This window comes from Ekhidna sp. (assembly GCF_965228795.1).
In the GTDB taxonomy this organism is placed as follows: domain Bacteria; phylum Bacteroidota; class Bacteroidia; order Cytophagales; family Cyclobacteriaceae; genus Ekhidna.
In genome coordinates, this window is record NZ_OZ245839.1 from 3,444,716 (window position 1) to 3,465,964 (window position 21,249).

Annotated in this window: 23 protein-coding genes and 1 tRNA gene; 16 read left to right on the top strand and 8 right to left on the bottom strand. The window is 39.3% G+C overall.

Annotation, left to right across the window (positions count from 1 at the left end):
- Positions 1 to 20: 20 nt before the first annotated feature.
- On the top strand, positions 21 to 1,049 hold the full coding sequence (locus tag ACQK2H_RS15380) for a PorP/SprF family type IX secretion system membrane protein (protein ID WP_425392264.1): 1,029 nt from the start codon (positions 21 to 23) through the stop codon (positions 1,047 to 1,049).
- A gap of 25 nt (positions 1,050 to 1,074) precedes the next feature.
- Positions 1,075 to 2,307: a M48 family metallopeptidase gene (locus ACQK2H_RS15385; RefSeq protein ID WP_425392265.1), complete on the top strand. Its 1,233-nt coding sequence runs from the start codon at positions 1,075 to 1,077 to the stop codon at positions 2,305 to 2,307.
- Here ACQK2H_RS15385 and ACQK2H_RS15390 read toward each other — a convergent pair.
- Positions 2,304 to 2,924, bottom strand: a complete 621-nt coding sequence (locus ACQK2H_RS15390) for a toxin-antitoxin system YwqK family antitoxin (protein WP_425392266.1) — start codon at positions 2,922 to 2,924, stop codon at positions 2,304 to 2,306. The genes ACQK2H_RS15385 and ACQK2H_RS15390 overlap by 4 nt on opposite strands.
- A gap of 55 nt (positions 2,925 to 2,979) precedes the next feature.
- On the opposite strand from ACQK2H_RS15390, the gene ACQK2H_RS15395 reads away from it, so the two are divergent.
- The 3 genes from ACQK2H_RS15395 to ACQK2H_RS15405 are packed head-to-tail and all read left to right on the top strand — an operon-like array spanning position 2,980 to position 6,838.
- Complete coding sequence (locus ACQK2H_RS15395; RefSeq protein WP_425392267.1) at positions 2,980 to 3,789, top strand: hypothetical protein; 810 nt, start codon at positions 2,980 to 2,982, stop codon at positions 3,787 to 3,789.
- A complete protein-coding gene (locus ACQK2H_RS15400; RefSeq protein WP_425392268.1) occupies positions 3,786 to 5,882 on the top strand; it encodes a ComEA family DNA-binding protein in 2,097 nt (698 codons plus the stop codon). Before ACQK2H_RS15395 ends, ACQK2H_RS15400 begins: the two co-directional genes overlap by 4 nt.
- A 53-nt stretch (positions 5,883 to 5,935) precedes the next feature.
- A complete protein-coding gene (locus ACQK2H_RS15405; protein WP_425392269.1) occupies positions 5,936 to 6,838 on the top strand; it encodes a mechanosensitive ion channel family protein in 903 nt (300 codons plus the stop codon).
- A gap of 96 nt (positions 6,839 to 6,934) precedes the next feature.
- Here ACQK2H_RS15405 and ACQK2H_RS15410 read toward each other — a convergent pair whose 3' ends face one another.
- The 4 genes from ACQK2H_RS15410 to ACQK2H_RS15425 all read right to left on the bottom strand — a co-directional run bounded on the left by ACQK2H_RS15410 (position 6,935) and on the right by ACQK2H_RS15425 (position 10,935).
- Complete coding sequence (locus tag ACQK2H_RS15410; protein WP_425392270.1) at positions 6,935 to 7,936, bottom strand: sterol desaturase family protein; 1,002 nt, start codon at positions 7,934 to 7,936, stop codon at positions 6,935 to 6,937.
- Between the two features lie 88 nt (positions 7,937 to 8,024).
- Entirely contained in the window at positions 8,025 to 8,972 is a 948-nt protein-coding gene (locus tag ACQK2H_RS15415) for a DUF3078 domain-containing protein (RefSeq protein WP_425392271.1), read from the bottom strand.
- A complete protein-coding gene (locus ACQK2H_RS15420; RefSeq protein WP_425392272.1) occupies positions 8,973 to 10,661 on the bottom strand; it encodes an AMP-binding protein in 1,689 nt (562 codons plus the stop codon).
- 127 nt (positions 10,662 to 10,788) lie between these two features.
- Positions 10,789 to 10,935: transfer RNA gene (locus ACQK2H_RS15425), tRNA-OTHER, on the bottom strand.
- A gap of 131 nt (positions 10,936 to 11,066) precedes the next feature.
- On the opposite strand from ACQK2H_RS15425, the gene ACQK2H_RS15430 reads away from it, so the two are divergent.
- From ACQK2H_RS15430 to ACQK2H_RS15470, 9 genes are all read left to right on the top strand, one after another.
- Positions 11,067 to 11,546, top strand: a complete 480-nt coding sequence (locus tag ACQK2H_RS15430) for an Lrp/AsnC ligand binding domain-containing protein (protein ID WP_425392273.1) — start codon at positions 11,067 to 11,069, stop codon at positions 11,544 to 11,546.
- Between the two features lie 104 nt (positions 11,547 to 11,650).
- Complete coding sequence (gene sufB / locus ACQK2H_RS15435) at positions 11,651 to 13,096, top strand: Fe-S cluster assembly protein SufB (RefSeq protein WP_425392274.1); 1,446 nt, start codon at positions 11,651 to 11,653, stop codon at positions 13,094 to 13,096.
- 17 nt (positions 13,097 to 13,113) lie between these two features.
- On the top strand, positions 13,114 to 13,869 hold the full coding sequence (gene sufC / locus ACQK2H_RS15440; protein WP_425392275.1) for a Fe-S cluster assembly ATPase SufC: 756 nt from the start codon (positions 13,114 to 13,116) through the stop codon (positions 13,867 to 13,869).
- Positions 13,870 to 13,871: 2 nt separating this feature from the next.
- Positions 13,872 to 15,053 carry a Fe-S cluster assembly protein SufD gene (gene sufD / locus ACQK2H_RS15445; protein ID WP_425392276.1) on the top strand — a complete coding sequence of 394 codons (1,182 nt, stop codon included), beginning with the start codon at positions 13,872 to 13,874 and terminating at the stop codon, positions 15,051 to 15,053.
- Positions 15,050 to 16,285, top strand: a complete 1,236-nt coding sequence (locus ACQK2H_RS15450; RefSeq protein WP_425392277.1) for an aminotransferase class V-fold PLP-dependent enzyme — start codon at positions 15,050 to 15,052, stop codon at positions 16,283 to 16,285. The genes sufD and ACQK2H_RS15450 overlap by 4 nt, the downstream gene beginning before the upstream one ends.
- A complete protein-coding gene (locus ACQK2H_RS15455; RefSeq protein WP_425392278.1) occupies positions 16,285 to 16,716 on the top strand; it encodes a SufE family protein in 432 nt (143 codons plus the stop codon). Before ACQK2H_RS15450 ends, ACQK2H_RS15455 begins: the two co-directional genes overlap by 1 nt.
- The gene (locus ACQK2H_RS15460) at positions 16,713 to 17,045 is read left to right on the top strand and encodes an iron-sulfur cluster assembly protein (RefSeq protein ID WP_425392279.1); all 333 of its coding nucleotides are present in this window, start codon (positions 16,713 to 16,715) and stop codon (positions 17,043 to 17,045) included. Before ACQK2H_RS15455 ends, ACQK2H_RS15460 begins: the two co-directional genes overlap by 4 nt.
- A 34-nt stretch (positions 17,046 to 17,079) precedes the next feature.
- Positions 17,080 to 17,496 carry a BrxA/BrxB family bacilliredoxin gene (locus tag ACQK2H_RS15465; protein ID WP_425392280.1) on the top strand — a complete coding sequence of 139 codons (417 nt, stop codon included), beginning with the start codon at positions 17,080 to 17,082 and terminating at the stop codon, positions 17,494 to 17,496.
- 125 nt (positions 17,497 to 17,621) lie between these two features.
- A complete protein-coding gene (locus ACQK2H_RS15470) occupies positions 17,622 to 17,858 on the top strand; it encodes a DUF1059 domain-containing protein (protein ID WP_425392281.1) in 237 nt (78 codons plus the stop codon).
- A 5-nt stretch (positions 17,859 to 17,863) separates the two neighbouring features.
- On the opposite strand, the gene ACQK2H_RS15475 is transcribed toward ACQK2H_RS15470, so the two are convergent.
- A complete protein-coding gene (locus ACQK2H_RS15475; RefSeq protein ID WP_425392282.1) occupies positions 17,864 to 18,133 on the bottom strand; it encodes a hypothetical protein in 270 nt (89 codons plus the stop codon).
- A gap of 173 nt (positions 18,134 to 18,306) precedes the next feature.
- Here ACQK2H_RS15475 and ACQK2H_RS15480 point away from each other — a divergent pair, with 173 nt between their 5' ends.
- A complete protein-coding gene (locus ACQK2H_RS15480) occupies positions 18,307 to 18,939 on the top strand; it encodes a CPBP family glutamic-type intramembrane protease (RefSeq protein WP_425392283.1) in 633 nt (210 codons plus the stop codon).
- A gap of 109 nt (positions 18,940 to 19,048) precedes the next feature.
- Positions 19,049 to 19,774, top strand: coding sequence for a DUF547 domain-containing protein (locus tag ACQK2H_RS15485; protein WP_425392284.1), 726 nt, complete (start codon positions 19,049 to 19,051; stop codon positions 19,772 to 19,774).
- 208 nt (positions 19,775 to 19,982) lie between these two features.
- On the opposite strand, the gene ACQK2H_RS15490 is transcribed toward ACQK2H_RS15485, so the two are convergent.
- Both ACQK2H_RS15490 and nqrE read right to left on the bottom strand, forming a co-directional pair.
- Positions 19,983 to 20,540: a porin family protein gene (locus tag ACQK2H_RS15490; protein WP_425392285.1), complete on the bottom strand. Its 558-nt coding sequence runs from the start codon at positions 20,538 to 20,540 to the stop codon at positions 19,983 to 19,985.
- A 97-nt stretch (positions 20,541 to 20,637) separates the two neighbouring features.
- Positions 20,638 to 21,249 carry an NADH:ubiquinone reductase (Na(+)-transporting) subunit E gene (gene nqrE / locus ACQK2H_RS15495; RefSeq protein ID WP_425392286.1) on the bottom strand — a complete coding sequence of 204 codons (612 nt, stop codon included), beginning with the start codon at positions 21,247 to 21,249 and terminating at the stop codon, positions 20,638 to 20,640.

Consider the following 21,249-nt stretch of genomic DNA (forward strand, 5'->3'; position numbering starts at 1 on the left):
TTAATAATCTACGTTTTTCAATGGTCAGGAAGATTATTTTACTCTCAACATTCGCATTTGCTCTCTTTCAGGAAAACACCTTGCAGGCACAAGACCCTCAGTTTTCTCAATATTATGCTGCCCCTTTATATCTGAATCCGGGGCTTGTGGGCATCAATCAAAAAGGTCGAATGGGGGTAAACTATCGATCGCAATGGCCAAACCTGGATGCGAATTTTGAAACCTTCTCTGCTTATTTCGACTATCATTTTGAAGACTACTACAGCAGTGCCGGCATTATCTTCACAAGGGATCAGGAAGGAATCGCAGGACTTAATTCTACATCGATCGGTCTGCAATACGCCTATCAGCTCCAGCTTAACTACAAATGGACATTTCGGCCCGGAGTTCAGGCAGCCTATTACATACGAGATTTGAATTTTGATAAATTAACGTTTGGTGATCAATTTGATAACACAGGACTGGTACGACCTACTACAGGTGAAACGTTTAATACAGGCCTCAATGCACAGTTTTTTGACCTTTCCTTTGGAGGGGTGCTCTACAATCCGGATTTGTGGTTAGGAGCGGCACTTCATCATGTATTAGAACCTAATCAAAGCATAGCAGGCGGAAACGCCCCCCTTCCAAAGCGATTCTCGCTTCATGGCGGATATCGCATTCCACTGAACCCTGGAAGTACAAGGACCGGTTTAGGTGAACGAAGTATCACACCCAGTTTCAATTACCGAACACAAGGAGATTTTGATCAGCTAGACCTTGGGGCATACTTTACACTAGATCCAATTTTAGTGGGACTGTGGTATAGAGGTATTCCCATTAAAAATCTGGACGGGGTTGTAAACAATGAAGCCATCATTTTCATGATCGGAATGCAGACTAATCGAGCAACGTTTGGATATAGTTTTGACTATACGATATCAGATCTGGGAATCGGAACCGGTGGTGCTCATGAAATCAGCATTGCTTATTCATTTAGTTTGGGAGATCCATTGAAGCCGGCCGCTGATGTAAGAAGACTTAAGTGTCCAATTCCGTTTATTTTTTAGCAAATCGGCAAGCTATATTTGCCGAATGACTGAGCAAACCATCTTTACGATTCTTTTGGTGATTATTACGTTCGACTTTACGCTTGAACGCATACTCAGCTACCTGAATCGGCAAAGCGCTAAAAAACCTATTCCGAAGGAGCTTGAAGGAATTTATGACAAAGAGAAATATACTAAGTCACAGGCGTATAACAGGGAAGTGTCACAGTTCAGCAACTTCTCAGCAACTTTCAGTTTTGTGCTCCTCGTTCTGGCAATATATAATGGATGGTTTGGCATGCTCGATGAATGGATACGGACATTTTCCCCGTTAAGTCTGCTTTCACCTCTAATCTTTTTTGGCATTCTGTTTATTATTTCTGACATCATTAGTATGCCTTTTTCGATCTATCGAAACTTCGTGATTGAAGAAAAGTATGGTTTTAACAAAATGACAGCTAAGACCTTTATTTTGGATAAAATCAAAGGTTATATCCTGACCATTATCATCGGTGGTTTATTGCTGGCTGTCCTTATTTATTTTGTGAATGCCATTGGTAGTGATTTCTGGTATTATTTCTGGGCGGTGATGACAGCCTTTGTGTTGTTTGCTAACTTATTTTATACCTCTCTCATTTTGCCTTTGTTTAACAAGCTCACTCCTATGGCTGAAGGAGAGCTTAAGTCATCGATTGAGACATATTGTGAAAAAGTGAACTTTCCGCTAAAGAACATCTTCATTATGGATGGGTCCAAAAGATCCAGCAAAGGCAATGCATTTTTCAGTGGATTAGGAAAGAAGAAAAAAGTAGTGCTATTTGATACGCTTGTCGAAAAACATTCAACCCAGGAATTAACTGCTGTATTTGCACATGAAGTAGGACACTATAAAAAGAAGCATATCCTATTCAGCACTATTTTTAGCATAGCTATGATGGGCATTATGCTTTATCTGTTCTCCAGAATGGCTTACAGTGGAGAAGTAAGTTGGGCAATGGGTGGGCAGACATCAGCCTTGCACTTAAACCTGCTTGCCTTTTTCATTTTATACTCCCCTATTTCAACTATACTTGGAATCATCGGAAATATCATTTCCAGAAAGAATGAGTATCAGGCAGATGCATACGCGAAAGAAACGTATGCAGCCACACCTCTAATCACAGGGTTGAAGAAGATGTCTGCCGATCATTTATCAAATCTCACGCCACACCCGGCGTATGTTTTTGTTCACTACTCTCATCCACCATTAAAGGAAAGGGTAAAAGCCTTAGAATCTTAATTGTCAAAGCTCTTCCATTTCTTCTTTTTGCCCTTTTTGAAAAAGTACCACTGACCTACTTTCTCACCTTTATCCCAGCTTCCCTCATAAAGCTGATCTCCTCCTTCGTCAAAGTACACCCAAAAACCATCCTCCAGTCCATTTTTTAAGATTCCTTTCTGGTTGAGTTCACCGTTTTCAAAATAGAATTCCCACGGTCCTTCCGGCTTGCCTTGTTCGTAGTTACCAATTCTCTTAATGTTCCCGTTTTCATAAAAAAACATCCACTTTCCCTGGTATAGGCCATTTTCATACTTTCCTTCTTTTTCTAGTTGACCGGATGGGTAGAAATATGCCGCAGAGTCTTCCAACAGACCGTTTTCATAATGCTCACGTGCTATCAGTTTCCCTTTGAAAGAATAATATTTTTGAATGCCAGCTAGTTGCCCATTTTTATAGGTCAATAAAGCATTGAGCGCTTTGTTGGGGTAATAATATCTCCAAATACCTACTTTACCATCATTACCTATTTGCCCAACTGCCTTAACCTGCCCATTTTGATAAAACAAGGTATCATTTGTTTGCCCGCTTAGAGTCGAAATAGATAATGAGAATAGTAAAATAGCCAAGATCTTCATTAGTACTTAATTTACAATTATTGATTTAAATGCGCCAAATTGATACTTTGCATACATGAAGCCAATCGCCTTCCTAACATTACTATTTGCGTATTCCTCAATTTTCGGACAAACCAGCTCATTTAATCTGGGAGGAAGGAGCGCAGGAATGGCCGGAGCATCACTCACCTTAGGAGATGAATTTAGTCTTTTCAATAACATAGGAGGCCTGGGAAGATACGATAAACATGCGGCTTTTGCTGCTTATCAAAACAGGTATGGAGTAAAAGAATTTCAGGTGATTGGAGCAGGAGCAGTCTATGCAGGAGGCATAGGAAATGCCGGAGTGGGCTTCTTTAAGTTTGGAGATGACCTATACAGCGAACAACGCATTCATTTAGCTTTTGGCAACAAGATCCAAATGGTAAGCCTGGGGGTAGGAATAGATTTACTGCAATACAACATTGCTACTGTAGGAACCAATCGATCATTGGCAATTCAATTTGGTGGTATTGCAGAAATAAGTTCTCAATTGCGTTTTGGAGCACATATTTTCAACCTAAATCAAGCGGAGATAAACAATGAAACGGGAGAGAAAGCGCCTACCGTCATGAAGGCCGGAATGTCATATCAACCTTCAGAAGAACTTATGCTCAACATAGAAGTAGAGAAAGACCTGGAATTTGATGAAGTATTTAAGGCAGGTTTAGAATATCGGATCATTGAAGATGTGTTTGTAAGAACCGGTATCAGTACCGAGCCTTTTCTGGGTGCCTTTGGTGTAGGGTTTCACCCCAAAAACCTGAAGTTTGATTATGGATTCTCCAATGACTCAAGACTTGGTAGTATTCATGAGCTTTCCGTTTCATACAGTCTGGATAGATGAAAAAATGGATTTCCATAGCACTTATATGCTTCGGCTTCCATGGGATTGCGCAAAATGAAGAAATAGACCTTGAGGCATTTGCTGAGCGATTATTTCAGGTGCAGGATGAGGACATAGCGTATGAAGACATCTATGAATCTCTTCTCCTTTTTTATAGTAATAAACTGAATCTAAATACGGTAGAACCTGATGAGTTGGCATCCCTGTACATCTTAAATCCGGCTCAAGTATCTAATTTTTTTACGTATCGGGATCAATTAGGTGATTTTCTATCCATCCACGAACTTCAGGCAATTCCTACAATGGATCTTGAAACTATACGTCTATTGCTTCCATTTGTAACTGTCGAAGAATCAGTCACCGATAACAGACCTCTTATCAAACGAATAATTGAAGAGGAGAATAACTACCTATTGCTCAGATACTCCAAAAGATTAGAAGAACAGAAAGGCTACACCCCTGCCCTTCCTCTGGACACAACGTTTGTAAGAAGCGAAAGCGGTGAAATCATGGACACGCTTACTTCGGCTCCTACACGCTATGCCGGCTCACCTAATAAAATATACGGTAGATTCAGAACAAGCCACAGAAATGACTTTAGCTTGGGTTTTACTTTCGAAAAAGACAATGGCGAAGCATTTACTTTTTCAGAAAAACAGAAAGGGTTTGATTTCTACTCCTATCATTTATTACTTGAAAATAAATATGGATTTGATAAAATTATGCTGGGTGATTTCCAGGCACAGATTGGTCAGGGAATCGTTTTTGGAGCAGGTTTCAATGCCGGAAAAGGTGCCGAAACGGTAAACACCACCAAAAGAAACAGCCTGGGACTGAGGCCTTATACATCCGTCTTAGAATCCGGGTTTTTTCGAGGGGTAGGGTTAACTAAGTCATTCGGTGACTTTGAAATGACACTTTTCTATTCTAAGCTAAACCAGGATGGGAATATCCAAACTGACACTACCTTCTCTGATTTTGAGGAATTCATCAATTCCATTCAGAACACGGGTTTCCACAGAACCCCTTCTGAACTGGCAGCTAAAGATCAAATCACTGAAGAATCAATAGGTGCTGCGATTCAATATAGTCCAAACCGAAGATTTACCATCGGAGTATCAGGACTTAACAGTCAATATAGCCGACCTCTTCAGCGAAGACCGAATAACTACAACCAGTTTGAATTCAAGGGAGATCATAACTACATCACTTCCGTTTTTGCAAACTACACCTGGCAGAACTTTACGTTCTTCACAGAAACCGCCCGGTCAAAAAGTGGAGGCGTTGGGGCTGTAGGAGGATTAGTTGCTAGTCTTTCACGATTCGTGGATATGGCAATGATCTTTCGCAATTACGATAGAGATTTTCACTCATTTTATGGCAATGCGTTTTCGGAGAATTCCAGGAATATCAATGAAAGAGGCACTTACTGGGGGCTATCAATCAAGCCCAACAGGCGACATAAATTCAATGTGTATTATGACAGGTTTAAATTTCCCTGGCTTAAATTTCAAACAGAGGCGCCCTCTATCGGTAATGAATGGCTGGCTAGATACTCACACTTCCCAAGTAGGCAAATTACCCTTTACGCTCAGGTAAGACAGCAAACACGGCAGGTAACCATTTCCAATGAAAACCTGAACCTTCTAGTGGATCAGGTGAAGTACAACTACATCTTTAACGTGGATTATGAATTGAAACCATGGCTTAAACTCAAAACAAAAGTTCAAAGCAGTACTCAGAATGAAGGAGAGGAATTCACCAAAGGATTTGCGATTATTCAAGATGTCAACTTTGATTGGTGGAAACTAAAATTCAATACCCGAATGGCGCTTTTTGATACAGACAATTTTGATAATGCTCAATATGTGTACGAAAGCGATGTGCTTTATGCTTTTTCAATACCCGCCTACAACGGAACTGGAGTGAGGAGCTATGCAATGGTGCGATATGACCCAGTCAGAAACATTTCCCTATGGTTAAGATATGCCCGTTTCTCATTTAGAGACAGGGATAGTGTTGGTTCAGGTTTAGAAGAGGCCATCGGTAATACTTCATCCGAGGTAAAGGCTATGCTACGAGTAAAATTCTAAGCAAAGCCTTTATTTTTATTGCTATATTCAAGTTTCAGATTCAAAAAATGTAAATGGAGTCAGTAGAAGATATTTGGCAAAGCATGTTTGATTTTCTTACCAAGGTGGGTGAAATATTCACTACTACGCTATTCAGCCTGGGTAAGAGCGAAATAAGTATGGGTACCATCCTTTACTTCATCATCAGCTTTGTGATTCTCATCTGGCTTTCCAAGCGATTCAGAAACTTACTTGTTAATAAAATACTAGCCAAGGCAGGCATGGAGCAAGGGGCCCGAAACTCTATTGGGCTCATTGCAAAGGTTATGCTCATTTTCATTGGAGCAATCTTCATTGTGCAAAGCGCGGGTATTGATATGAGCTCACTCAGCCTCCTTGCAGGTGCCTTAGGGGTTGGTATTGGCTTTGGTCTTCAAAATATTACAGATAATTTCATCTCAGGTATTATTATCCTATTTGAAAAGCCAATTAAAGTGGGAGATCGAATTGTAGTTGGGGATATTGAGGGTGATGTGATTAACATTTCGGTCAGGGCAACTACCATTCTCACCAATGAAAATGTATCCATCATTGTTCCAAACTCAGAGTTCATCTCCTCACGTGTCATAAACTGGAGTCACAATGACAGAAACATCCGGTTTGATATTCCGGTTGGAGTTAGCTATTCAGAAGATCCTGCCGAGGTGAAAGATGTGCTTTTGAAGGTCGCAGAAAAAAACGATCACGTGCTTAAATTTCCCGAACCGACTGTTTTTTTTGATGAATTTGGAGACAGCTCATTGAATTTTACACTCGCGGTATGGACTGCCACGCATACGGACAAGCCTCGTCGATTAAAAACGGAGCTTTACTTTGCCATTTTCGAATTGTTTAAAGAGAAAGGAATAGAAATCCCATTCCCTCAAAGAGATATTCACTTAAAGACTCAACCGGTAATCACCAAAATGGAAGAATGAAAGCCTTTGTTCGAAAGTTCATTGCCATTGAGAACTATAGGATAAAAACAAAAAAAGGGGACCTTAAGTCCCCTTTGTTATATCATTGACTATAAATCAAGCTGCTTTCTCAGCACTTGCCTCATCATTTTTAACTTCTTTGATCGAGCTAAGTTCTTTTTCAAGACTAACACCTTCAAACTGCATATCTGCGCTAATCTTTCCTGCATAATACAGTTCTTGTATTTGCTTTGCTGTAAGTGAGCTATTGTCCGGACTCCATCCCGGAGGACCAAAGATGTACATAAAGGCTTCCTTAAAGCTCTTCGCTTTTCTCACGTCATTAAAAATATCTACGAAAATATGCGTGTTCAACTTTATCGGATTGTAGGTGTCTGGGCTTTTCAAAATACCGTAATGTGGTTTAACGTCCTTAATCGTATTTTGCCAAGTGCCAAATAAATGATCCCAAATAAGCAAAATTCCTCCGTGATTCTTATCCAGATACTGAATATTGCTGGAATGGTGAACTGCATGAACATGTGGGTTGTTGAAAATCTTCCCAAATAAGCCAAGAGAACCAATATGCTTGGTATGCAAGAAATATTGATAAGTAGCATTTATGATCAATGCCGATCCGATCATAATTGGTTCAAAACCAATTGCAGCCATCCATAACCAGAAAATAGGCTTGTATAACGAGATGAACCACCCGTTTCTAATACTTACCGCAAGATTGAAATTCTTAGATGAATGATGAGGTACGTGAGCTGCCCATAGCAAACGGACCGTATGACTCCATCTATGATGCCAGTAGAAATTAAAATCATCAGCTAGTATTGCTAGCACCCAAGCCCACCATGCCCAACCGATGGTTGTATATCCAAGGTATTCAGCTCTCAAGGGTTCAAACAAATTGAATACACCCTGAAATATAACTACTACGGTAAACGCCTTTGTAAAAAAGGAAATGAATGCAGCACCTAAGGCTATTCCAAACCCTGCTAATGAGTCTTTTAATTCATAATCGTGTTTGGCAACTTTGTATTCTACTATCATAAAAAGTAGAAGAATAGGAAAGATGTAAACCATTTTGTCGCCGACATTAAATTCAGGCATATCTATAGATTCTTTTAGTTATAATTAAAATAAATAGCAAGGTTAAGACAAAAATATTGGTCTTACCATTTACAATACAATTAAATGATTATTGTTTTTTCTGTTTTCCAAATTTATACGTGAGCCCTACGCCCAAGACACTTTTGAACTGCACCCGCGGTTTTTCAGTTCCTTCATCAATCTCTCCATCTCCATCATCATCAACTCCGATTAAAATATCCTTGTCATAAATAAGATGCGTAAACGCATTCATGGATAAGGCTTTAGTAACATTCAGCACTAATGCATTTTGCCAGTTCACATCGATATCTCCCTGGCTATGGGTGTAACCAGTAAACAACTCAAGTTTACTTTCAAACACATCGTTTTTGTACTTAGCTCTAAAAAATGCACCAAACTCTGCAAGTACATTGCTTCCCTCAGAAATCACTTCTGAGCTATCTGCATTGTAAACAATAGGATCGACACCATACCTACCTGCATCAGAAAGTTCCTGATCCAATACAAAAGTGAATTTCCCTGTCAACGGTTGAAGTGCGAAACTTAGCTTCTCGCTTGGATCATATGCGATACCAGTACCGACGGTAAGGTATCCTGGAGCCATGAAGTTGGATATTTTATTAAGCTCTAGAGGCGTCTCAAAACCCTCATCAAACTGTGTTCTGAAGTCTAATAAAGCGGTATAAAACCATTTTCCGTTATCCTTATTTACCTTATAGCTATATTTTGTTGCCACGTTAATTAAGTCGTCTGATTTACTGAAATCAAATTCTCCTTGCTTTATTAACCCATATGCCAGATCAATTGAATTTTCCCATTTTCCTCTGCCCTTCACACGATTAGCAAAAGCACTAAAATTTCCATTGATGGCAATGGAATTCTGACCACCGGCAGCCCAATTGGTTAAAGATACCTGAGAAAAAGTAAGTGAACTGGTCCCCCCCATCCTCCAATAAGTGGTGTCTAAAGGTGCTGTATTTTGAGAAAAGAGTGCGGTTGAAATAAATAATGATAAGACGAGTAATTTGAATTTCATTTAGTTGTATGAGTTAGTTTTCAGATCGTTTTCTTTTAGAATTCTTCTCAGGATTTTTCCTACATTAGATTTTGGAAGTTCATCAATGAAAGCAATGTATTTCGGCCGTTTGTAACCAGTCAGGTGTTCAGCACAATGCTCCCTCACTTCTTCTTCTGTTAAACTTTCATCTGCTTTTACAATGTAAACTTTGACTGCCTCAGTTGATTTTGCATCTGGCACTCCAATGGCACCTACCTCCAATACTTTATCATGAAGTGCGATACAATCTTCAATTTCATTAGGATAAACATTGAATCCTGAAACCAAAATCATTTCCTTCTTTCGATCAACTATTTTAAAGAAGCCTTGTTCGTTCATTACCGCAATATCTCCGGTTTTAAACCAATCATCATGGAAACAGTTTTTCGTTTCTTCGGGTCGGTTCCAATAACCCTGAAAAATCTGAGGCCCTCTTGCACAAAGCTCACCTCGTTCACCGGTAGGCAATTCTTTTCCGTCATCATCAAGTATCACTATCTCTGTACTAGGTATTGGCATACCAATGAACCCCGTTTCTGCATCTCGTCTCAATGGATTAGCAGTCAATACTGGCGAAGTTTCAGTAAGACCATACCCTTCAGAAACTGGTGTTCCGGTAACTTCAAACCATTTATCTGCAACGAATTTTTGTAATGCCATTCCACCTGCAAAAGAGAATTTCACTTTAGAGAAATCAAGCTCCTTAAACTTTGGTTGATTCAGCAAGCCATTAAACAATGTATTCACCCCTGTCAAAATAGACCATTGATGCCTGCCCAAGTCTTTCAAGAATGCTTTCATATCCCGTGGATTTGTGACCAACACATTACGTGCACCAATACGCACAGTCATCAGGGCATTACATGTAAGCGCAAAAATGTGATACATTGGAAGGGCAGTGATAAATATTTCTTTGCGTTCTTCCAATCCTCCATGCAACATCCACTCACATACCTGCTCAATGTTGGCTACTACATTTCTATGAGTAAGCATCGCTCCTTTTGATACTCCTGTTGTACCACCTGTGTATTGTAAAAAGGCAAGTTCAGATTGCTCAATCGCCACTTTAGTAGCAGGTTTTTGAGCTCCCAGTTTTAATGCATCCTTAAAACCAATTGCATCAGGAAGGCTGTAGGATGGCACCATTTTTTTAATATTCTTAACAACGAAATTCACAATGCCACCCTTCAAACCACCAATCATATCACCGATCTTAGTAAGAATCACCGTTTCTATTTGTGTCTCCTTTAATACTTCTTCAAGGTTGCTGGCAAAATTTTCTACAATCACCACCGCTTTGGCTCCTGAGTCATTGAACTGATGCAACATTTCACTTGGCGTGTATAATGGATTGGTATTTACAACAACCATCCCTGCCTTCAGCACACCATACAGGGCAATGGGATATTGCAAAAGATTAGGCATTTGAATCGCAACACGATCTCCCTGTTTAAGATTTGTATGATTCTGCAGATATGAGGCGAACTGATCAATGGCTTGACCAAGCTCAGAAAAGGTCATTTCCTTACCCATATTCTCGAACGCTACCAAATCCTTATACTCCTGAATTTTCTCATCCACCATTTCAGGAAGAGATGAATATTTGTCGGGGTTTATTGCTGTCTGAACTCCTTCAGGGTAACTATCGTGCCAAGGTTGTTTTTTCATTTTAAGGCTTAGTTGTTTTTTAAAGCTGATAAAGATAAAGGATGCGTTTTACTGGAAAAGAATTGAAGATAAAAAAAGGCCTTGGCACCCCTACCAAGACCTCAAAATAAACAACATTAACCCAAAGCTGTAGAGGGAGGATTCGAACCTCCACGGAGCGGTTAGCCCCGAGCGTTCTCTCCCGATTCATGACCGAGAGAGAACTTACCGGGATTTATCCCTTATCTCCACCCCCGAGAGAGGAGGGCATGTCTGCCAGTTTCACCACTCTACAGTGTGTTTGATGACTCAAATTTAGTAGATTGCTACTTTTATTGAAATTAATTCAATATTTTAGATGAATAAATACATTTCATTCAATTTAAATCGTTTTAAATAAAAATTCCCAAAATACACCCGGTCGATATGAGCAAAAATTATGATATTGATAATGTGGATCTGAAAATTTTAAACATCCTATCAGAAGATGCCAAGATCCCCTACACTGAAGTTGCCAAAAAAGTATTCGTTTCAGGAGGCACAGTACATGTACGCATGAAAAAACTTGAGGAGATGGGTATTGTGAAAGGCACTACCCTCAAAATCGATTATGCTAAACTTGGATACGACATCACATGCTTTCTGGGAATATATCTTGAAAAAAGCTCCTTATACGATCGAGTGGTTTCGGAGCTAAAAGAAATACCGGAAATCGCTACTATCCGATATACTACAGGTAACTATAACATCTTTTGTAAAATCTACTGTAAAGACACGCAGCACCTTAGAGATGTTCTTCATGACAAAATTCAAAAAGTGGATGGGATTGAAAGCACAGAAACCTTTATCTCACTCGAAGAAAGTGTAAATAAGCACCTTGTATTTGAAAATTTTATGGAACAATAAGAGATTCTTATTCGAAAGCTGAACCTTCTATCAAGTTCATTGTTCTTATTTAGAATTACTATAAATAAGGTGTACCTTTGCATCTTGAAACGAAGGCGTAATAAATGAGCACTGACGAACAAATATTAGAAGAGTTTACCTCCAAAGAATATGAGCACGGATGGTCTGTTGATTTTGAGGCAGATGAGGCTCCTTTGGGGATCAATGAAGATATCATTCGTTTCATTTCGGCTAAAAAAGAAGAACCGGAATGGCTACTGGACTGGAGGCTGAAAGCTTTCCGTCAATGGGAGAAAATGACCGAGCCGAACTGGGCCAATGTCAAATATCCAAAAGTAGACTATCAGGGTATTCGATACTATTCTGCCCCAAAACAAGATAAAAAGCCAAAAAATCTGGATGAGGTAGATCCGGAATTGCTAAAGACATTTGAAAGATTGGGCATTTCATTGCAGGAGCAAAAGCGATTGACAGGAGTAGCTGTAGATGCGGTTATTGATTCGGTTTCAGTAGCTACTACTTTTAAAGATAAGTTATCAGAGCTTGGTGTAATCTTCTGTTCATTCAGTGAAGCAGTTCAGGAACACCCCGAATTAGTAAAGAAATATTTAGGCTCTGTTGTGCCTGTAAACGATAATTACTTTGCCGCACTCAATTCAGCAGTATTTACTGACGGATCTTTCTGTTATATCCCAAAAGGGGTGAGATGCCCGATGGAGCTATCCACTTATTTCCGAATCAATGCAGCAAACACCGGCCAGTTTGAACGAACATTAATTGTGGCTGAAGATGAAAGTTATGTTTCGTATCTCGAAGGTTGCACGGCTCCACAGAGAGATGAAAACCAACTTCATGCTGCGGTAGTAGAAATTTATGCCGCTAAAAAAGCAGAAGTAAAATATTCAACGGTACAAAACTGGTACCCGGGAGATAAGAATGGTAAAGGCGGAATCTACAATTTCGTAACTAAGAGAGGAATCTGCGCAGGAGACCATGCTAAAATTTCATGGACACAAGTAGAGACCGGATCTGCAGTTACCTGGAAATACCCTTCATGCATATTGAAAGGTGATCACTCTGTAGGCGAATTTTATTCGGTGGCTGTAACAAACAATCACCAACAAGCGGATACTGGCACTAAAATGATTCACTTGGGTAAAAACACCCGTTCTCGAATTGTATCTAAAGGTATTTCAGCAGGAAAATCACAAAACAGCTACCGTGGACAGGTAGAGATCATGAAACGTGCAGAAAATGCACGTAATTTCTCACAATGCGATTCGCTGCTGATGGGCGATAAATGTGGCGCGCACACATTTCCGTACATTGACATCAAAAACAAATCTGCTCAGATAGAGCATGAGGCGACTACCTCTAAAATTGGAGAAGATCAAATCTTCTATTGCCAGCAAAGAGGTATAGATGAGGAAACAGCTGTCGCACTGATTGTGAATGGTTTCGCAAAAGAAGTAATGAATAAGCTCCCAATGGAGTTTGCAGTAGAAGCTCAAAAATTATTAGCGCTTACCCTTGAAGGTAGCGTAGGATAAGTCAATTCAACATACGTATGATAAGCATTAAAAATTTACATGCCTCGATTGAGGACAAGGAGATATTGAAGGGAATAGACCTGGAAGTAAAAGCAGGCGAAGTACATGCTATAATGGGTCCCAATGGATCAGGGAAAAGTACTTTAGCTTCAGTTCTAGCCGGTCGTGAAGATTACGATATAACAGAAGGATCTGTAACTTTTCAAAATGAAGATCTTTTAGAACTGAGTCCGGAAGAGCGCGCTCAAAAAGGAATTTTCCTTGCTTTTCAATATCCTGTTGAAATTCCGGGTGTATCTACGACCAATTTCTTAAAAACTGCAATCAATCAGGTACGTGAAGCTAGAGGTGAAAAAGCCCTGGATGCGGTCAACTTCCTTAAGTTGATGAAAGAAAAGATGAAGCTTGTCGATATGGACCAAGCGCTTCTAAGTCGTTCCTTAAATGAAGGTTTCTCAGGTGGTGAGAAGAAAAGAAATGAAATCTTCCAGATGGCAATGCTTGAGCCAACACTTTCTATATTAGATGAGACAGATTCTGGTTTGGATATCGATGCGCTTAAGATTGTAGCTGATGGAGTGAATAAGCTTAAGAGCGACAAGACTGCAAGTATTGTAGTAACTCACTATCAAAGACTACTGGATTACATTATTCCAGATTATGTACACGTGCTTTATAAAGGAAGAATTGTAAAGTCAGGAGATAAAAGTCTCGCCCTGGAACTGGAAGAGAAGGGGTATGATTGGATCAAAGAAGAAGTAGCAGCGGTATGATTATGAATGCACCTGCCATATTAGAAAACTTAACAAGCACTTTCCAAGGCAATCAAATTCAACAGAAAGCGCTTGATATGCTCAATGAAGTGAGCCTTCCTCACAAAAAATCTGAGGCATACAAGTTCACTCCTATAACCTCTTTGCTGGAAAAAAACATTGATTTCAGCCTTGAAGGAAGCGATATATTCGATGCATCCAAACTTTACAAGGAAGATGGAAGTCATTTGGTATTTGTCAATGGCATACTTTCAACGGAACACTCAACCATCGATAGTAAGCTTACCTATAAAGTGGCAGAAATCACTGAAGGTAAGCATGATCCATTTAGTCTTCTAAATGCGGCATACGCAAAAGAAGAAATTCAAATTGAGTCTGGATATCAGGATCCTGTATTTATTTACCACTTCAATTCAAACGGATTTACCAATCCGAGAATCAAAGTAAATGTTAAAAAAGGTGACACGTTACGAATAGTAGAAAAGCTAATTACTCCTGAAGGTGTGAATACGTTTACGAATTCTTACATCGAGTTTACGGTAGCACAAAACGCCTTTGGATATCATACAAAAGTCCAGAATTACAATTCCAATACGTATAGTCACGAAACAGTTTTTGCACAGGTCAGCAGAGACTCTCATTTCTATAACAATACATTTTCTTTTGAAGGAGCTTTGGTTAGAAATAACCTGACCATCAATCTGGATGATGAAAACTGCGAAGGACACATGTACGGTCTATTCCTTTTGGATAAAAAGTCACATGTTGATAACAACACTTCTGTCGATCACCTAAAGCCTAATTCATATAGTAATGAGCTATACAAAGGCATACTAGATGAAAAATCTACCGGGGTGTTTAACGGTAAAATATATGTAAGGCAGGATGCACAGAAAACAAATGCATTTCAGTCAAACAATAATATTCTTCTTTCTGAGGATGCAACTTTGCATACCAAGCCACAATTAGAAATATGGGCTGATGATGTTAAATGTTCGCACGGATGTACGTCCGGTCAGCTTGACGAAGATGCTATTTTCTACTTAAGAGCAAGAGGGATTAACGAAAAGAATGCAAAAGCGATGATCCTGAATGCATTTGCAATAGAGACCATGAATGAGGTGAAAGTAGCGTCTGTAAAAGAAGAAATCCAACAACTGGTAGATCAAAAACTTGCAGGATGAACACTGTTGCCACCGCTATTGATTTAAGAGCTATAAGAGCACAATTTCCTGTGCTCGATCAAGAAGTAAACGGGAAGCCTCTGATCTATTTCGACAATGCTGCTTCATCACAAACAGCAAAGGCAGTTGTAGATTCACTGGTTCAGTTTTATGAGAGAGATCATGCCAACATTCATCGAGGCATCCACACACTGGCTGAGCGATCAACAAAGGGATTTGAGGCAACAAGAGAGCGTGTACAACAATTCATTAACGCTGGCGAAGCTGACGAAATCGTCTTTACTAAGGGTACCACAGAAAGCATAAATCTGGTAGCTCATTCGTGGGCAACAACTTTTCTCAAAGAAGGTGATGAAATATTAATTTCTCAGCTGGAACACCACTCGAATATTGTTCCCTGGCAATTGGCAGCAGAGCGAACCGGTGCTGTAATAAAGGTTATTCCTATCAACAATGTAGGAGAAATCCTGCAAGAGGAATACAAAAAGTTATTAAGCGACAAAACCAAGTTAGTTGCCGTCAATTATGTCTCTAACTCATTGGGGACAATCAATCCGGTGAATGAGATGATCAGGTCAGCTCACGAAGTGGGAGCCACAGTGCTTATTGACGCTGCTCAAGCTTCTCCCCACATCAAAATTGATGTCCAGGAAATGGATTGTGATTTTCTTGCCTTATCAAGCCACAAAATGTATGGACCGACTGGAGTTGGTGTGCTATATGGTAAACGAGATCTACTTGAAGAGATGCCTCCTTATCAGGGCGGTGGTGAAATGATAAAAGATGTGTCATTTAATGGCACTACTTACAACGATATTCCATACAAGTTTGAGGCAGGCACTCCTAATATTGGGGAAGTAATTGCATTTAAATATGCAATGGACTTTATTGATAATATTGGCCATGACGTCATTAAGGAATATGAGCATAAGCTTCTGATGTACGCTAATGACAAGCTTCGTAAGATTAAGGGCTTTACTCCTATCGGTACCGCAAAAAATAAAGCCAGCGTTATTTCATTCCTGATTGAAAATGTACATCCATACGACCTAGGGCAGCTTTTGGATGTAAGAGGTATTGCAGTGAGAACTGGTCACCATTGCACCCAGCCTCTAATGGACTTCCTTCAAATAGATGGAACTGTTCGGGCTTCTTTTGCAGTTTACAACACCGAAGAAGAAATTGATGTTTTCTGTGACGCACTGGAAAGCATCGTTAAGAAATTTGGTTGATGGATTTGATAAAACAAAGGCAAGAAGAGATCATAGAAGAGTTTTCCATGTTGGATGGTGATATGGAAATGACACTCGATTACATCATGGAATTAGGTGATGAGTTAGGTGCATTTGCTGAGGAAGACAGGATTGAAGACCACATAGTTAAAGGTTGTCAATCGAAAGTATGGATGACCGCAGGCATGGATAATGACCGAGTTCAATTCAAAGCTGATTCTAATACTGCCATTACTAAGGGTTTGGTGAGTTTATTGGTCAGAGTATTGAATCAATCCACACCTCAAGATGTTATGAATGCAGAAATCTACTTTCCTAAGCAAATTGGGATGGATAGGTTCATTGGAACACAAAGATCCAATGGCTTTGCAGCTATGATCAAACAAATGAAAATGTATGCTTTGGCACTTACAGCAAAACAAGAGTCATGAGTGAAACAAAATCAAATAACGATACACTAGCGCTGAAAGAAGAGGTTGTGCGAGCAATCAAGAAGGTCTATGATCCGGAAATTCCAGTTGATGTGTACGAATTAGGGTTGATCTATGAGATCAACATAATGCCAATAAACAATGTTGAGATTGTAATGACCTTGACTTCACCTTCATGCCCGGCAGCCGAAAGTATCCCGAGTGAAATCGAGGAAAGCGTTCGTGCTGTAGAAGGTGTGAACGATGTAAACATTGAATTGACCTTTGATCCGCCTTATGCCACAGACATGATGTCTGAAGAAGCAAAGTTGGAACTAGGGTTTATGTAGAATAAAGAATTAACTATTTAAAACAATAACGATTATGTACCCACCGGAATTAGTAGCTCCGATGAAAGCTCAACTTACAGCAAATGGATTCCAAGAATTCACCGCTGCAAGTGAAGTTGAGAGCCATTTAACAGATCACAAAGGCACATCTTTGATGGTGATCAATTCTGTATGCGGATGTGCTGCCGGCACATGTCGTCCAGGTGTATTGCTTTCATTAGATAAGTCCGACAAAAAACCGGACAACCTGACGACAGTATTTGCTGGATTTGACACAGAAGCAACACAAAAAGCACGTGAATTTACGCTTCCATTCCCTCCATCGTCTCCATCGATTGCCTTGTTCAAAGATGGTGAATTGGTACACATGGTAGAGCGACATCACATTGAAGGAAGATCTGCAGAAATGATTGCTGATCACCTGGTGCAGGTGTACGAAGAGTTCTGTTAGGAAATTTAAACCTGAAAAAATCGAGCCTCATTCGTAATTCGAATGAGGTTTTTTTATTCCAAGGGTTTTGTATTAGATCTGAAATATTAACTGACTACCTTTCTGGAACAAATATCTGATACCTTATGAAGACAATGACCTGTAATCAGCTCGGAGGTGCATGTAACCATGAATTCCGTGCAAACACTTTCGATGAAATAGAGGAGCTAAGCAAAAAACATGGCATGGAAATGTTTCAGAAAGGTGATAAACCACATCTAGAGGCAATGGAAAAAATGAAAGCGCTTATGAAGACTCCTGATGATATGAAACAATGGCTAGAAAGTAAGCGAAGAACGTTTGACGCACTACCAGATAGCTAATTTCTTTAAACAACAGTCTCTACAATATCCCCATAGGTAGTCATCACCAGCTGCGCATCTTTTACCTTGTTATAGGCAAGTATATTATCAAAAGGACCACTAACGAGTCGATAACCACCGAACTGTATATCTCGGTACGTTTTAATCTTCAGTTCCTTTTCTAACTGGTGCGCAAATGAAAACGGGATAAATATCTTAGTTTCCTCTCGGCTTTTAAATTGTTCTTGTAAGGCTATGTGAACGAGAAGCTTGGTAATAACTTGCTGGGGATTCATTATTTACATGATTAATAGTGAGTAAAATCATAAATTTCTGTTCTTATAAAAGAAAGTTAGCTGTTAATTCCGCTATTTGAAATACCATTTTTGTGGTATTTTATTTAAAGCCTACATACTTAACGGAAACACAGTCAATTAAGTTGAGCCATTTTTAATGATAGATTTGCCATATGCCATCAATTAGTCAGGCCCGTTTCGAAATTATCGCTATAGTATTAACAGCATTGGGCAAGTTTCTCTTCTACGATATACTCAATCAACGCCTTATTTATATTTTGATCATGTTCGCTTTTTGGGGCGTTTATCTAATCAGAAAAACCAAGAATCATCCCGAAAACCTGATTCGTTGGGGGCTTAGAACTGACAATTTTAAAGCTGTACTAAAAACAGTACTGCCGTTTGGACTATTAGCAATAATTACCTGCTTGGTAATTGGATTCATTCAGCATTCAATCAATATTACATGGCATATTATACCAATTCTTATCCTGTACCCGCTTTTTGGAACACTACAGCAAGTTCTTTTAATGTCGCTATTTGCAGGAAATATGCAGGATTATAACCTGCTTACTAATAGGTCGATTATAATTGTGACTTCTGCTTTATTTGGTCTGCTACACTATCCACATTGGTGGCTTGTACTTGGTACGAGTATTCTAGCCCTTTTCTACAGCTACGTATTTCTTAAACAGCGAAATGTATACGTATTAGGAATATTTCATGGATGGCTAGGTGCCATATTCTATTATACTGTAGTAGATAAAGATCCTTTCATTGAAGTATTTGGCCCCATACTTCATTAAGGCTGTCCCACAACTTTTTGTCACGCCACTTACATAAGGATCAAATTTATCTAACATTCTCAAACCAAATCTGAGTAAATCGTTTGATTGGTGACTTAATCAATTTTACATGAAAAATATTCTGCTTCTCGTTAGTCTTATTAGTGCTAATCCAGTTCTCTGTCAGTCAATTGATAATGACACTACTACCATATTCGATGACTTTAACGAATTCATGCTGGATCATGTAGCGTTTGGTCTGGTTGACTATAGCGCTATCAAACAAAATCCACGAAGACTCAATAACCTTATTAAAGATATCGCTGAGTATAATCTGAAAGGAGTCTCACAAGATCATCGAACAGCATTTTTCATCAATACTTACAACATCTTAGTCATTAAGCAGATTGTAGATAATTATCCGGTGGATAGCCCCATGGACATCAATGGATTCTTTAAAATAAAGACCTGGACTGTAGCGGGTGAAACACTTACTCTTGATCAAATTGAATTCAGTAAATTATTTGCGGAAACTAAGGATCCACGAATACACTTTGCTCTTGGTTGTGGGGCAAGAAGTTGTCCTTTCCTTTATGACAATGGATTTTATCCCAATAAACTGCAAGAGCAGCTGGAATTGAGAGCTCAGTTGATTATTGATCGTCCGAACTACGTTTATGTAGATGACGACAAAAAAACAGTCCTATTGAATAAAATTTTTGACTGGTATACGGATCAATTTGTGGCCAAAGCTGGATCACTCATAGAGTATGTGAATCTGTACAGGTATTACAAAGTACCGAAGGACTACCGAGTCATCTTTCATGAATATGATTGGTCATTAAACGATAGATAAGGGTTTTTCATTTTAGGTTTTTGATAATAAAAACCTAACTGTGAAGAGTCGAAAAGAAATATTGATTCTGCTAGCTGGTATTCTAATAGCCATACTACTCATTTTTGCTGGTCTAAGATCAGATCAATGGAACACTACCATTATTTCTAAATCACAAAAAAAGCCGAAGCAAGATGCCTCGGCTGTTCTTAAAAGTATTTTCTAGATATTAGTTACCCAACTTAAATAAGGTATATCCAATAGATAACTGGAAAGTTTTGTTTTTAAACTCTCCACCAACACCTTCATCATTGATGTCCGATAAACCAATTACGTATCTGGCAGTGAACTGAAGTCCGAAAGGAGCATCCCATCCAGCCCCTACAGCAGCACTTAGGTCACTATTTTTGAATGATTCCTTGACATCATCTCCATCACCATCTTTGGCAGAAGTAAGCATACCGAATTGTGGTCCGGCTTGAAGGTTAAGTCCCGCTGGTAGGTAGAACTTCACCATTACAGGAATATTCACGTAGCTTAGATCTAAATCATCGCCGCTAACACTTGTTCCTTGCTTTGAGAATAATAATTCCGGCTGGATTCCAATGTTTGTAAGTTTAATCAATCCATAGGCGCCTACGTGATAAGAAGTTACTCCATCGGTATCAAAATCTGCATCCGCATTCGCAAAGTTTGCACCGCCCTTGAGACCGATACCTACAGAAGCCTGGCTAAAAGCCATTACGGATATAACTAAAAGAGCTAATGTTAGTAATGTTTTTTTCATTGTATTACGATTTTAGTGTTAAGTAAAATTTCAGGTGAATATCACCTTTTTATAGACACAAAAAAAGGGTGATTAGTCACCCTTTTTAAATATTTTTTCAGAGGGCTACTCCAATAAATGATTTGAATGCTAATCCCATGAGGCCGGTAATAAGCATGGTGATACCTAAACCTTTCAGCCCGTCCGGAACATGCGAATACTTCAAGCGCTCTCTGATGGCAGCCAATGCGATGATTGCTAAAAAGAAACCTGTACCCGATCCAAATCCAAAGGCAGTAGCTTCTACAATGGTGTAATCTCTTTGTACCATAAATAGGGATGAACCAAGTATGGCACAATTTACTGCGATAAGCGGCAGAAATATACCAAGTGATCCATAAAGTGAAGGTGAAAACTTCTCGATGATCATCTCGACCAACTGTACCATAGCCGCGATTACAGCAATGAAAATTATGAATTGTAAGAATGTCAAATCTATTGATGCAAAATCAGCACCAAGCCATGATAAAGCCCCTTCCTTCAATACGTTTTCTTGAATCATCCAGTTGATAGGAACAGTGATGGTCAAAACGAAAATAACCGCCATCCCAAGTCCAAATGCCGTTTTAACCTTTTTGGATACTGCAAGGAAACTACACATCCCCAAAAAGTATGCGAAAACCATGTTGTCAATGAAGATCGCTTTTATTGCTATGTTAATTGCTTCCAT

Bases quoted from the DNA above. Each gene is read 5' to 3' on its own strand.
- ACQK2H_RS15490 (WP_425392285.1), bottom strand. From the start codon at position 20,540: ATGAAAAAAACATTACTAACATTAGCTCTTTTAGTTATATCCGTAATG.
- ACQK2H_RS15395 (WP_425392267.1), top strand. From the start codon at position 2,980: ATGAAGCCAATCGCCTTCCTAACATTACTATTTGCGTATTCCTCAATT.
- ACQK2H_RS15390 (WP_425392266.1), bottom strand. From the start codon at position 2,924: ATGAAGATCTTGGCTATTTTACTATTCTCATTATCTATTTCGACTCTA.
- ACQK2H_RS15380 (WP_425392264.1), top strand. From the start codon at position 21: ATGGTCAGGAAGATTATTTTACTCTCAACATTCGCATTTGCTCTCTTT.
- ACQK2H_RS15400 (WP_425392268.1), top strand. From the start codon at position 3,786: ATGAAAAAATGGATTTCCATAGCACTTATATGCTTCGGCTTCCATGGG.
- ACQK2H_RS15485 (WP_425392284.1), top strand. From the start codon at position 19,049: ATGAAAAATATTCTGCTTCTCGTTAGTCTTATTAGTGCTAATCCAGTT.
- ACQK2H_RS15450 (WP_425392277.1), top strand. From the start codon at position 15,050: ATGAACACTGTTGCCACCGCTATTGATTTAAGAGCTATAAGAGCACAA.
- sufC (WP_425392275.1), top strand. From the start codon at position 13,114: ATGATAAGCATTAAAAATTTACATGCCTCGATTGAGGACAAGGAGATA.
- ACQK2H_RS15430 (WP_425392273.1), top strand. From the start codon at position 11,067: ATGAGCAAAAATTATGATATTGATAATGTGGATCTGAAAATTTTAAAC.
- nqrE (WP_425392286.1), bottom strand. From the start codon at position 21,249: ATGGAAGCAATTAACATAGCAATAAAAGCGATCTTCATTGACAACATG.
- ACQK2H_RS15415 (WP_425392271.1), bottom strand. From the start codon at position 8,972: ATGAAATTCAAATTACTCGTCTTATCATTATTTATTTCAACCGCACTC.
- sufB (WP_425392274.1), top strand. From the start codon at position 11,651: ATGAGCACTGACGAACAAATATTAGAAGAGTTTACCTCCAAAGAATAT.
- ACQK2H_RS15405 (WP_425392269.1), top strand. From the start codon at position 5,936: ATGGAGTCAGTAGAAGATATTTGGCAAAGCATGTTTGATTTTCTTACC.
- ACQK2H_RS15455 (WP_425392278.1), top strand. From the start codon at position 16,285: ATGGATTTGATAAAACAAAGGCAAGAAGAGATCATAGAAGAGTTTTCC.
- ACQK2H_RS15460 (WP_425392279.1), top strand. From the start codon at position 16,713: ATGAGTGAAACAAAATCAAATAACGATACACTAGCGCTGAAAGAAGAG.
- ACQK2H_RS15470 (WP_425392281.1), top strand. From the start codon at position 17,622: ATGAAGACAATGACCTGTAATCAGCTCGGAGGTGCATGTAACCATGAA.
- sufD (WP_425392276.1), top strand. From the start codon at position 13,872: ATGAATGCACCTGCCATATTAGAAAACTTAACAAGCACTTTCCAAGGC.
- ACQK2H_RS15420 (WP_425392272.1), bottom strand. From the start codon at position 10,661: ATGAAAAAACAACCTTGGCACGATAGTTACCCTGAAGGAGTTCAGACA.
- ACQK2H_RS15475 (WP_425392282.1), bottom strand. From the start codon at position 18,133: ATGAATCCCCAGCAAGTTATTACCAAGCTTCTCGTTCACATAGCCTTA.
- ACQK2H_RS15465 (WP_425392280.1), top strand. From the start codon at position 17,080: ATGTACCCACCGGAATTAGTAGCTCCGATGAAAGCTCAACTTACAGCA.
- ACQK2H_RS15410 (WP_425392270.1), bottom strand. From the start codon at position 7,936: ATGCCTGAATTTAATGTCGGCGACAAAATGGTTTACATCTTTCCTATT.
- ACQK2H_RS15385 (WP_425392265.1), top strand. From the start codon at position 1,075: ATGACTGAGCAAACCATCTTTACGATTCTTTTGGTGATTATTACGTTC.
- ACQK2H_RS15480 (WP_425392283.1), top strand. From the start codon at position 18,307: ATGCCATCAATTAGTCAGGCCCGTTTCGAAATTATCGCTATAGTATTA.